Source organism: Rhodococcus sp. GB-02, assembly GCF_053470465.1.
This window is the reverse complement of record NZ_JBPUKE010000003.1, coordinates 135,079-146,074: the sequence shown is the minus strand read 5'-3', so window position 1 is coordinate 146,074 and position 10,996 is coordinate 135,079. Positions and strand designations below refer to the sequence as shown.

12 protein-coding genes are annotated in these 10,996 nt (G+C 63.5%); 4 read left to right on the top strand and 8 right to left on the bottom strand.

What is annotated here, in order from left to right:
* Positions 1-96: 96 nt before the first annotated feature.
* On the bottom strand, positions 97-453 hold the full coding sequence (locus ACSW29_RS21215) for a hypothetical protein (protein ID WP_192804714.1): 357 nt from the start codon (positions 451-453) through the stop codon (positions 97-99).
* Between the two features lie 189 nt (positions 454-642).
* On the opposite strand from ACSW29_RS21215, the gene ACSW29_RS21210 reads away from it, so the two are divergent.
* Together ACSW29_RS21210 and ACSW29_RS21205 are read left to right on the top strand one after the other, a co-directional pair.
* Positions 643-981, top strand: a complete 339-nt coding sequence (locus ACSW29_RS21210; protein WP_230815631.1) for an RNA polymerase-binding protein RbpA — start codon at positions 643-645, stop codon at positions 979-981.
* A gap of 349 nt (positions 982-1,330) precedes the next feature.
* Entirely contained in the window at positions 1,331-1,873 is a 543-nt protein-coding gene (locus tag ACSW29_RS21205; protein WP_448278229.1) for a hypothetical protein, read from the top strand.
* Between the two features lie 10 nt (positions 1,874-1,883).
* Here the strand turns inward: ACSW29_RS21205 and ACSW29_RS21200 are convergent, their stop codons facing one another.
* Together ACSW29_RS21200 and ACSW29_RS21195 are read right to left on the bottom strand one after the other, a co-directional pair.
* Positions 1,884-2,729, bottom strand: a complete 846-nt coding sequence (locus ACSW29_RS21200) for a hypothetical protein (protein ID WP_448278228.1) — start codon at positions 2,727-2,729, stop codon at positions 1,884-1,886.
* A 65-nt stretch (positions 2,730-2,794) separates the two neighbouring features.
* Positions 2,795-3,769, bottom strand: a complete 975-nt coding sequence (locus ACSW29_RS21195) for a helix-turn-helix transcriptional regulator (protein ID WP_317828042.1) — start codon at positions 3,767-3,769, stop codon at positions 2,795-2,797.
* Between the two features lie 134 nt (positions 3,770-3,903).
* Between ACSW29_RS21195 and ACSW29_RS21190 the strand changes: the two genes are divergently transcribed.
* Entirely contained in the window at positions 3,904-4,299 is a 396-nt protein-coding gene (locus ACSW29_RS21190; protein ID WP_317828089.1) for a RidA family protein, read from the top strand.
* Positions 4,300-4,350: 51 nt separating this feature from the next.
* Here the strand turns inward: ACSW29_RS21190 and lnt are convergent, their stop codons facing one another.
* Genes lnt through ACSW29_RS21175 form a run of 3 tightly spaced genes read right to left on the bottom strand, consistent with a single transcriptional unit; the run spans position 4,351 to position 8,164 of the window.
* On the bottom strand, positions 4,351-5,919 hold the full coding sequence (lnt, locus tag ACSW29_RS21185; protein ID WP_448278543.1) for an apolipoprotein N-acyltransferase: 1,569 nt from the start codon (positions 5,917-5,919) through the stop codon (positions 4,351-4,353).
* A gap of 37 nt (positions 5,920-5,956) precedes the next feature.
* Positions 5,957-7,585: an amidohydrolase gene (locus ACSW29_RS21180; protein ID WP_448278227.1), complete on the bottom strand. Its 1,629-nt coding sequence runs from the start codon at positions 7,583-7,585 to the stop codon at positions 5,957-5,959.
* 18 nt (positions 7,586-7,603) lie between these two features.
* Positions 7,604-8,164 carry an FxsA family protein gene (locus ACSW29_RS21175; protein WP_003944915.1) on the bottom strand — a complete coding sequence of 187 codons (561 nt, stop codon included), beginning with the start codon at positions 8,162-8,164 and terminating at the stop codon, positions 7,604-7,606.
* A 249-nt stretch (positions 8,165-8,413) separates the two neighbouring features.
* Between ACSW29_RS21175 and ACSW29_RS21170 the strand changes: the two genes are divergently transcribed.
* A complete protein-coding gene (locus tag ACSW29_RS21170) occupies positions 8,414-9,073 on the top strand; it encodes a hypothetical protein (RefSeq protein WP_448278226.1) in 660 nt (219 codons plus the stop codon).
* Positions 9,074-9,110: 37 nt separating this feature from the next.
* Here the strand turns inward: ACSW29_RS21170 and ACSW29_RS21165 are convergent, their stop codons facing one another.
* Positions 9,111-9,770, bottom strand: coding sequence for a response regulator (locus tag ACSW29_RS21165; protein WP_003945024.1), 660 nt, complete (start codon positions 9,768-9,770; stop codon positions 9,111-9,113).
* Between the two features lie 57 nt (positions 9,771-9,827).
* Positions 9,828-10,991 (bottom strand): sensor histidine kinase, encoded by a 1,164-nt coding sequence (locus ACSW29_RS21160; protein WP_448278225.1) that lies wholly within the window; start codon positions 10,989-10,991, stop codon positions 9,828-9,830.
* Positions 10,992-10,996 lie beyond the last annotated feature (5 nt).

The window sequence follows — 10,996 nt, the reverse complement described above, 5'->3', positions numbered from 1 at the left end:
GAACTCAGGATCAGAATTTGTCGTCGTCAGGCGTCAGGCGCACCGCAGTGCTGCGGTGCTCAACGCAAGGCTAGAAACCGGTTGCCCACACCTGCTTCACCGGAAACGTTCGGCTTCACGGGCAAGTTCGGTCAACCGTTCACACAACTGTGTGAGTTCCGAACTTTCGGCGCCCTCGGCAACAGCTGTCGCCACATCTTCGGCGGCGCAGCGGACCTCGAACATCCGATCCACCAGTTCGACAGCCTCGACGGCGGTCAAGATGACGGCGTCAGCCGGGATGGACGTGCCTTTGACGGCACTGCGTTGTTCGTAGGCGCGCTGGCGACAGGACTGGCTGCAGTACCGGCGACGACGACCCACTCCCGTCACCGCGACCTCGCGGCCGCACCACACACACGGGTTCCCGGAACGCGCAGTCTGCGGTGATCCGACGCGTGTGCTCTCAGCCATGAGTCGACACTGTACTCGAGATTCGGACGCCTTCGATGAACGCGCACGGTACCCGGTAAGATGGAGAGGTTGCGTCTTCTCGCCACACGGGAACCAATCGGGTGCTCGTGGCGTTGTAGATGAGTGTGAGCGTCTACTCCCCAAGTCAGGGCGCCCACCAGCGGTGACGAACCAAGAGAGGACACCACCATGGCAGATCGCGTACTTCGAGGTAGCCGACTCGGAGCTGTGAGCTACGAGACCGACCGTGACCATGACCTCGCGCCCCGTCGTATGGCCAAGTACAAGTGCGAGAACGGCGAGATCTTCGACATCCCGTTCGCGGACGAAGCCGAGATCCCCGGTACCTGGTTGTGCCGTAACGGCCTCGAAGGCAGCCTCATGGAGGGAACTGCCCCCGAAGCCAAGAAGGTCAAGCCTCCCCGTACCCACTGGGACATGCTGCTCGAGCGTCGCTCGGTCGAGGAACTCGAAGAGCTCCTCAAAGAGCGTCTCGACTTGCTGAAGGCCAAGCGTCGCGGCGCATGAACTAGCACTTCGATCAAGACCGTCCGGTTCTACACCGGGCGGTCTTTCTCGTTCTTCGGGGAGTGATCGTTCGCAAGTCGACGTCATACTTCGGCCCTTCTTCGACGTGGCAACTCCAGATGCTTCGCCGTACTGAAAGATATTCCAGTACAACGTCATTCAGCATCCAGGCGCACTCGCGAGCCGACAGTGCGCGAATGCGGGATTCGCGCTGGAAAACTATCGGCACTGCTTCGTGCACCAGTGTGAGCTGTATCCCCCACCCTGCGACACACCAAACTTCGGTACACCAAACTTCGGTACACCAAACTTCGATGCGGCATCGGGACACCTCGGATACGGTGGCGAAATGAGACCGTCAGGAATGTTTGTCGGCGCGAGCGCGCTGCTGCTCCTTGTAGGCTGCGGAAGTACCGAGTCCCCGATGCGGGGCTCCGCCCCTGCTCCCCCGACAGTCGATCTTTCGATGCTCGAGCCGGCGACCTGCCTGGCCGACAATCTCGGCACGTCGCTCGGCAGCGGAGTGATCGTTTCCGAGCCGAAATCGATCCCCGACGGATTCACCCCCACTCACGTGATCACGTGCGACTTCGGTACAAATGGCGATGGCGGTGGCGGTCACACGGTCGGTTGGGTTGAGCAGCATCGTAGGGGCGATCTGTCGGCGGTACTGTCCGCCTTCAGAGTGCCCTCCGACCCTCGGGATCCCGCTTGCATGACAGACCAGCCTGTTCCGCCGACCGTGTGGCTTGCGGACGACCGGGGGTACGGTGTGCGGCCGCTCGTTCCCCAGGGCACATGCGGCCAGTACAAGTGGGATGCGATCGAGGCGGTCAACACTGTGCCGGTCACCGAAACAATCGTGCACCAGGTTCCCGTCGTCGCGCGATGACTGCGACCTTCTAGTCGACCGTGAATCTTCGCATCGCCAGATATCCGAAAACGCCGACCAGGATCAACGTGATGCCTGCAGTCACGGAAACGGAGTCGGTCACCAGCCCGGCGATTCCGGTCACGGCTGTGAACACCGGCAGAAAATCTAAGAGCCTGAAAATCGACTGCGGGGGTTCGGTGTCGAGGCCCTGCGCCTGAGCGGCCTTGTTCGGCGCGTACTCGGGGTACCACTCGGTGAACGAGATCGCGAAGAAGGTTCCGAGCAACTGCAGAATCCATCCCGTCCAGAAGTTGTCACTGTCGTGCAGTCGTGCATCTCCGAACAAGCCCACCGCAGCCGACCAGGTGAAGGCGAGCGCCCATACTGCCGTGATGACGTAGTTGATGCGCAGAAACAACGGCGTCGTCCAATACTCTTCGGGCGTCGACTCTTTCGCGTACTGCAAAGTGAAAGGATTGCGGAGCAGAATCGACCCGAAGGCGAAGACCACCAGTGCGATGTTGGTCAGTTCGCCTCCCCAGAGTTCGAACCACCGAATCGTGTTCGCCGACGCGAGGAGCCCGATGGCCGCCAGAACGCCGAAGAACGCGACGTCGAAGACCTCCAACAGCTTCACGGTGCCACCGCGCCGGTGACTGGCCGCCAAAATCAGCAGTGACAACCCCAGCGCGGCAGCTGCGGATTCCTCGAACCTTCCCGGCCCGGAGAGCAAAGACAGCAGAATCCACGGCGACAGGCCCGCGAGCGGTGATTGCAGAACCGCATCGACCACGCTCGTTTTACGAACTGCATTCTGTCGCTCGGTCTTTTGGGGCTCGGTCTTCTGTGGCTGGGTCTTCTCGGGCTCGGTCAAGGAACGCCGCCTTTGCGCTGGAACGGGTGGCACAGCGAGTACCCGCGAAGACGGCCCCCGAAGCGTCAGGACGAGTCGCGGTAGCTTTCCGCCACTGCGGCGGCGCGGCTCAACAGGGCAATCCGCAGCGACTGCGGGGTCAACGCCTCCGCATCGACGCCAAGCTGCCACAACGCCCATTCGGCATGTCGCGAATCTTGGAAGGTAACCTCCATCCGCAGCCATCCGTCGTCTCCGACACTTTCGGCATGCACGCCCAGCGCCGTCTCTACCAATTCCTCCCTGCGTGCCGGATCCAGCCGCAGCCGCACGGCGACCTGGTCTCCGCCCGCCCGAAAGCGCGTACTGCGTTCCTGCCAGATCTGTTCGAGATCGACACTGGCCGGCCGCTCAGCGAGTTCGGCGAGTTCCTCTGCGGCCAGAATCCGAGACAACCGATAAGTCCGGTCAGCGCCCGAGGTCACGGTCAACAGGTAGCCTTTGCCGCGCACCGTGACCAGGCCGACCGGATCCACCGTGCGCCACTTCGGCGCCCGGTTCACCGCCGCGTAGTGGATCCGCAGCTTGTGCCCGGCAAGTACCGCACGCCGGACCTCGATCAAGATCGCGTCGGGCACTTCCTCGGTGGCCGACCGCCGTGAGAGCAGATCCTTCTCGGGGTCGATCAGAAACCGCTGGGCTGCAATGTCCGCGACAACTCGATTGCTTTCGGGTAGCGCGTCGACGACCTTGCGCATGGCTGAGGCAAGCTCCGAGCCGAGTCCGAAAACCTGCTCGCCACGCGCCGATCCCGCGGTCAGCAGTGCGAGTGCCTCGTCGTGGTTGAGTCCGGTCAGTTCGGTTCGGAAACCGGGCAGCAGCTCGAAACCTCCGTTTCGACCGCGTTCGGCGTAGACCGGCACCCCGGCTGCAGACAATGCCTCGATATCGCGCAACACGGTACGTGTGGAAACCTCCAACTCACGTGCCAGTGCGTCCGCGGACTGACGGCCCCGTTGGCGCAGTATCAGCACGAGCGAGACCAACCGATCAGCACGCATTCCGAAAATCTACCGAAATACATGACAGAGGGTGTCGTGATTTATTGACAGGCTTCTTCCACGACGGTGGAGATGGCGGCTGTCGAGCCCCCGACCATACGTTTTTCGGACAATCGAATGGAGTCGACGTGGCAATGGAACGAACGGCAGTCAACCCGGTGACGTGGTCGGCGGAAATGGGATTCAACCAAGGTGAAATCGTCTCCGGGCAGACTCGGACCCTGTTCATCTCGGGCCAGACGTCGATGAGCGAAGACGGTCGACCTCGGAATGAAGGCGACATGGCAGCGCAAGTGGCGCTCAGCCTCGACAACATGGAGGCAGTGCTCGCCGAGGCCGGTATGAGTCTGGCAAACCTGGTCCGTCTCAACGTCTACACCACAGATGTGGACGCGTTGTTCACGCACTACGGCATGTTGGCCTCACGGCTTGCCGCAGCCGGGGTCGCACCAACCACGACGATGCTCGGCGTGGTTCGGCTGGCAATCCCGGGTCAAATGGTCGAACTCGAGGGGACTGCCGTCGCATGATGCGGCCCTCCCTATTTGCCTTCCCTATTGGTGGGGAGTGATTCCCGAGGCTCAGGTTGCTGCCGTCTTTTCGGCAGGTAACTCGGCCTTGTCTCGGCGCCTGGCGATCACTGCCATGGCAATCGCTCCGACAGCGATGATGCTGAGCACGATTTCCGGCGCCGGGCCCACTCGGGTGGCGAAGGTGGTGCTGGTCGAGAGCGGCACCTTCGCCACCAGGGCGGCAGGCACGAACAGTTCGGTCTGCGAGGTCACCGCGCCGTCGGGACCGATGATCGCGCTGACACCACTGGTCGCAGCAACGACCACCGCGCGGCCGTGCTCGACTGCACGCACACGAGACATTGCCAGCTGTTGATACGTCATCTCGGTGTCCCCGAAGGTGGCGTTGTTGGTCGGTACCGCCAGCAGTTGCGCACCGTTGCGCACCGATTCCTGGAACGCTCGGTCGAACGCCACCTCGTAGCAGGTCGCGACGCCGATCGGCACACCCGCTGCGTGGACAACACCGTTGCCCTCGCCGGGTACGAAATTACCCGCGCGATCGGCGTAGGAGGAGAAGTTCCGGAAGAAGCCTCGGTAGGGCAGGTATTCGCCGAACGGCTGGATGATCTTTTTGTCGTGCTGTTCCTGAGGCCCATTGGCGCCGTCCCACACGATCACTGAATTGGTGGTCGTACGATCGGCATTCACGAGTACGGTGCCGACCAGAATCGGCGCTCCGATCGCTTCGGAGGCTCTGGTGATGTCGGCGGCGGCATCGGCGTTTCGCAGGGGGTCGATGTCCGAGGCGTTCTCCGGCCAGATCACGACGTCAGGCTGATCGACGCGGCCCGCGTCCACCTCGGCGGCAAGTTTCACGGTTTCGCTCACATGATTGTCGAGGACCTGCTTGCGCTGCGAATTGAAGTCCAAGCCCAACCGCGGAACGCTTCCCTGAATCGCGGCGACGGTGATCGTTCGGTCGCCGGAATCCATGGTGGCCAGGAACGGCGACGCCACAAGGGCAATGATCACGGGAACGAGGGCGGCGGCAACGGCTCCGAAGAATCCTCGGTCCCATCGCTTGGCTCCGATAGCGACGGCGACTGCTGCCAAGCCGGTACCGGTCAGGGCCACCGCGAAGCTGAGCAGCGGCGCACCGCCGACACTCGCAAGAGGGAGGAGCCACCCTTCGGATTGACCGAATGCGAGCCTGCCCCAGGGAAATCCGCCGAAAGGAACGCTGGAACGAAGCCACTCGGTAAGCGTCCAGGTCGCGGCAATCCACAACGGTGCCCAAGGCAACCTCGCCACCAGGACCGCCAGCAACCCGAACAGTCCGATGAACAACGACTCCACCGCGGCCAACGCGATCCACGGGATCGCGCCGACGAACACACCGATCCACGGAAGCAACGGCACCAGGAATCCGAGACCGGCCAGGTACCCGTAACCGAAGCCGGCACGAAGACGCAGTCCGCCGCGACCGAAGTTCGTCAACACGCACGTCAGAAGAGCGATCCCGACTGGCGCCAGAAACCACAACGGACGAGGTGGGAACCCGGCGAAGATCAAGAATCCGCCTGCTGCTGCGTACAGCGAACGTAGCCACGCCGAACCGGTGAGCACAGCGCTCACGCGGGAGCGATCACTGCTGGGCGCCTCTGCGCCGGCCTCACTCACTCGACGAGCCGCGCTGATAGACGACGCGTCCGCGATGCACCGACTTGATGCAGACCGGAATCGGCGCATCTTCCGCCAGCCTGGGCAGAGCGGGTACTCGCGAGCGCGGATCCGTTGACCATCGCTGAACCGAATCGGCCGGTGCACTCACTTCGAGTTCGCCTGCCTCCCACAACACGTAGGAGGCCGGTGCACCCGGATTGAGCGTTCCCGCGGCGCCGTCCCGCACTCCGCCCGCGCGCCAGGCACCGCGTGTTGCGGCGGAGAACGCCGCACGCGGCGAAATCCCACTTCCGTCGGTGCGGTGCTGAACAGCGGCGCGCAGCATCGCCCACGGCTCGATCGGGGTGACTGGCGCATCGGAACTGAATGCGAGTGAGACTCCCTTACCGGCTGCGGGTGCAAACGGGTTCAGCGCTGCCGCGCGGTCGAGGCCCAGACGTGTCGCGTACAGGCCGTCGGTACCGCCCCACAGTGCGTCGAACACCGGCTGGACACTCGCGATGACGCCCAAGGCGGCAAAGGTTTCCGCGTCGGCCATCGACATCATCTCCGCATGTTCGAGGCGGTGACCCAGTGCGGCGACCTTGGGGCCACCCAGTTCGTCGGCCACTCGCCGGAACGCGGCAGCTGCCGACGACACGGCGCCGTCACCGATGGCGTGGAATCCGGCCTGGACACCCGCGAGGGTGCAGGCCCGGATGTGTGCGGCGATCGCGTCGACGTCGAGGTAGGCATTTCCTGTCGAATCAGGTTGGTCTGCATAGGGTTCGAGTAACCAGGCGGTGTGTGAACCGAGAGAACCGTCGATGAAGAGATCCCCGCCGAGTCCGTGTGCACCGGTCTTGTCGAGGAGTGCGCGCGCGTCCTCTTCGCTGTCGACGCGTTCACCCCAGTAGCCCCGAACCTCCACGCCGTGATCGTGGGCCAGGAGTTCCTGAAAATCGGTCAATCCCGAGATGTCCGGTCCCCCGCACTCGTGCACTGCGACGATCCCGCGGGAGGCGCACAGATCGAGCGCCGCGGTACGAGCAGACGCGCGCTGAGATTCGGTCAGCAGGTTCCGAGCAGCATTGCGCGCCAGGTGGTGTGCGTCGAAGGTCAGCGGGCCGTCGGCCGAGTATCCGGCAGTGTCGGCGAGGCCGGAGATCCCGTCGCGCAATGCGCTCGAGCACGCGGCCGAGTGAACATCGATCCGCGAGAGGTATATCTTGCGGCCAGGTGCGGCCGCGTCGAGATCTGCGGTCGAGGGCGGCGTCTGCTCTGCCCACTCGGTGTCGTCCCAACCGTGTCCCCAGATGACTGCGTCGGGATGGGCAGTTTCGGGGTTCGCGGTTGCGAATGTCCGTACTCGCGAGAGGCATTCGTCCAGAGAGTTCGCACCCACGAGATCGAGGCCGACGATATTGAGTCCCAGTGCGGTGATGTGGACGTGGGTGTCGACGAACCCTGGAGTGACAAACGCACCCCCCAGGTCTTCGATCTCAGCGGCGGGGTGCAACGCCCGTCCGGCGCGCTCGTCGCCCACCCACACGACGGTGCCGTCGGTGATGGCGATCGAGGTCGCGTCAGGTGCAAATGAACTGTAGATCCGGCCGTTGACCAGCAGACGAGTAGTCACGAGCGCCCAGTCTGCCTGTTAGTACTGCGGCCCCCGCGAACGGGTGGGTGTATCCGTGTCCAGAATCTCACCCTCGAGGACCAGTTCCTTGCCGTTGCTGGCCACGTACTCGGTGGTTTCAGGTGTCTCGACGATGATCTCGCCGTCGATCACCTCGCCGTTTCCGCGCATCCGCGCCGCGTAGCCGACGGTTCCGGCAAAGGCGTCACCACCGGCAGCAAATGCTGCTGCGCGCTTGCCTGCCAGGAGGACTGCAAGCGGGCGCAGTGCCCAGCGGGTCGGCGGAATCAGAAGCAGCAGGCCCAGAACGGAAGTCACGAGCCCGGGTACGAACATCAATGCGGAGCCGGCCGCGACCAAGGCGCCGTCGGCGACCGCCAGTGACGGCGATCCCTCACCCCGCGTGGCCTTACGGAATCCGTCCATGACCCGTCGCCACTGCGAACGCATGAGGATCAATCCGACAAGCGATCCGGCGAGAAACAGCAGCACGGTCCAGGCAACACCGATGGCGTTGCCCACGATGACCAAGGCTGCGATCTCGACGATCACGTAGAGGAGGAATACGGCGGCGATCATGACGTCCCCTTTCAGACGGTCTACCCGTTCAACGCTCGAGGGGCCGGTTTTTCTCCCGACAACGATGCAGACCTGCAAACAGACGGGTGCCGTGAGTCACATGGGGCCTCCGCGGGGCGCCGTCGACTTGCCTGGCGTTAACTAACACTCCGCTAACGATTCTAAACCTCAAGTTGACGTTGAGGCTCTGGACATGGTCAAGTCACTTCGGGCCGCATTTTCCGGCCTCATGAAATGAAGGAGCCCGACATGAGCCGACTCCCCGGCAAGACATTCGCCCGACGCATCCCGGCCGCCCTCGCCGGCACCGCCGCCGTCGTGGCACTCACCGCCGGCACCACGATGATGAGCGCCGGAACCGCCGCCGCAGAACCGGTTGCACCCGAAGGTATTGCTGCGCTGATCGCCCAGGCCGCAGCCATCTCCCCCGAAGCCTCTGCTGCTGTTCAGCAGCTGATCGGCACGGCAGGCGCCGACCAGATCACCGCAGCCCTCGATATCCCCGACATCGGCGTCACGAAGCCTCAGTCGTTCATGTACCCGGCACCGACGGTCGGGTGCGGCATCGCCGGCGAGCCTGTCACCGTCACGCTCAGCTCCGCGCAGGCCGGTCCGAACTTCCCCTTGCCGCCGTGGGTCGAGGCCGATCACCTTCGTTTCCAGGCAATCCCGGGTTACGTGGGCATTCCCAAGACCTCAGGGTTGAGTGTTGCCTGGATCAACGTCGGCACGTTCAAGGGCGGCATCGTCCCGTTGGACGAGAAGTTGCCGGTACTCGATACGCCGTTGCTCTCGAAGGTCGTCGACACCGGTGACGGCAAGGTATTTGCCGCACTGTTCGGCAATGTCGACTACGCCGACGGAAAGTCCTGCATCGTGCTCCCCACAGTGGGCGCCTTCGATGCCTGAGCAGAGCGAAGCGCTCGCGGCCTGACCGGCAGCTGGCCTACGCGCCCGGAGTCACCAATCCGGTCTCGTAGGCCAGCACCACCGCCTGCACACGATCGCGCAGGTCGAGTTTCGTGAGAATGCGTCCGACGTGCGACTTGATAGTCGATTCGGACAGGTACAGCTGCTGTGCGATCTCGATGTTCGACAGTCCCGTGGCAACGTGTCCGAGGACTTCGCGTTCGCGTTCGGTGAGGACGTCGAGAACCACCGGATCGCGTCGCGGCGCCGGACCGTCCACGATGAACCTCGACAGCAGACGACGTGTCACCTTCGGAGAGACAACCGCATCACCGGCCGCCACGCTGCGGATGGCCGACACCAGATCCTCGGGCGGGGTGTCCTTGAGAAGAAATCCGCTCGCTCCGGCTCGCAGGGCGCCGAGCGCGTGTTCGTCCAGGTCGAACGTCGTCATCACCAGGACTCGAGACTCGATCCCGGAGGCAAGAATCTGCTCCGTGGCTTTCACTCCGTCGACAATCGGCATCCGCACGTCCATCAACACGACGTCAGGCTTCAGCGCCACCGCAGCTGCGACCGCCGCGGCTCCGTCGCCGGCCTCACCGATGACCGAGATGTCTTCATGTGCTTCGAGCACCATGTTCAGGCCCATCCGCATGAGTTCCTGATCGTCGACTAGCAGCACGGTGATGGGCACGGCGTAAACCTATCGGGCCTGAGACGTCGGTGCCAACGCGATTGATCCCAGCCAGTATCAATCGTGGATCTCGAGTGGAAGTTCCGCATAGACACGCCAACTGCCATCGGGGCGTCGTCCGGTCTCGAGTATTCCGTGCAGTACCGCCACCCGCTCACGCATGCCGACCAGTCCGTTCCCCGAACCGTGAGAGAAGGTCGAACTCGATGTTCCATTGTCGACCACCTCGAGCAGCACCGCGGTTTCGGTGCGGCGCACGGTGACTCGTGCCTTCGGATTTGCGCCGGCGTGACGGAGGACATTGGTCAGGGACTCTTGGACGAGGCGATGAATGCCCAAGCTGACCGACGGACTGACGTCGTCGAGTTCACCGGTCAGCTCGAGGCGCACACCGAGTCCGGCGGCACGCATCATCTCGACGACCTTGGCAATACCGGCCGTTCCGTGTTGCGGCATCGCGTCGCTGCTGACCTCGGTGCGCAGAAGTGAGACGGTACGGCGAAGCTCGGCAAGGGCGTCGCGTCCAGTGCTGGAGATGTTGCCCAGAGCTTTCTTGGCCAACGCCGGATTGGATTCGACCGCGTACGACGCTCCGTCCGCTTGGACGATCATCACGCTGACCGCGTGGGCAACGACGTCATGGAGTTCGCGGGCGATTCGGGTTCTTTCCGTGGCCACCGCATCCTCGGCGCGCCGATCCCGTTCGTACTCGGCCACTTCGAGCCTGGCTGCCACTTCCTCGTCGTAAGCGCGTCGCGCGCTCAAGAACTCGGCGGTAATCCAGGCGAGCGTATAGAGCAGCGTCGCGATGATGATCGTGAGGATCACGTCTTCGCGGATCACGAGCAACGAGAGAGTCATGTCCAGCGCCAGGAAGCAGGCGAAGATTGCCCCGGTCCGTCGATCGACGTAAGCAACGAGTGTGTAGAGCGAGACGCCGAGTGCCAGCAGTCCTGGATGTTCCGCAGCCGGGTCCCCTGTCGCCCACATCACCAGGGTCGCGAAATACGACATGGACAATATGGCCGCTGCGGAGGTGCGGGGAAATTTGCGACGCCACACGACCGGCAGACAGATCAGAAATCCGACGACGAGCTGAGGCCATCGTTCCTCGCGAGGTGAGCTCACGAACGTGACAACTTCGAGCGCGAAGAACACGAGCGCCAGAGCGCTGTCCGCGATCATCGGCTTTCCTCGCAGCCACAGGCTGAACCTCCGCATGTGCT

Excerpts from the sequence above, each read along its gene's own strand:
- ACSW29_RS21175 (WP_003944915.1), bottom strand. The coding sequence starts at position 8,164 with ATGATCGCCGCCGTATTCCTCCTCTACGTGATCGTCGAGATCGCAGCC.
- ACSW29_RS21195 (WP_317828042.1), bottom strand. The coding sequence starts at position 3,769 with ATGCGTGCTGATCGGTTGGTCTCGCTCGTGCTGATACTGCGCCAACGG.
- ACSW29_RS21205 (WP_448278229.1), top strand. The coding sequence starts at position 1,331 with ATGAGACCGTCAGGAATGTTTGTCGGCGCGAGCGCGCTGCTGCTCCTT.
- ACSW29_RS21215 (WP_192804714.1), bottom strand. The coding sequence starts at position 453 with ATGGCTGAGAGCACACGCGTCGGATCACCGCAGACTGCGCGTTCCGGG.
- ACSW29_RS21160 (WP_448278225.1), bottom strand. The coding sequence starts at position 10,991 with ATGCGGAGGTTCAGCCTGTGGCTGCGAGGAAAGCCGATGATCGCGGAC.
- ACSW29_RS21210 (WP_230815631.1), top strand. The coding sequence starts at position 643 with ATGGCAGATCGCGTACTTCGAGGTAGCCGACTCGGAGCTGTGAGCTAC.
- ACSW29_RS21170 (WP_448278226.1), top strand. The coding sequence starts at position 8,414 with ATGAGCCGACTCCCCGGCAAGACATTCGCCCGACGCATCCCGGCCGCC.
- ACSW29_RS21190 (WP_317828089.1), top strand. The coding sequence starts at position 3,904 with ATGGAACGAACGGCAGTCAACCCGGTGACGTGGTCGGCGGAAATGGGA.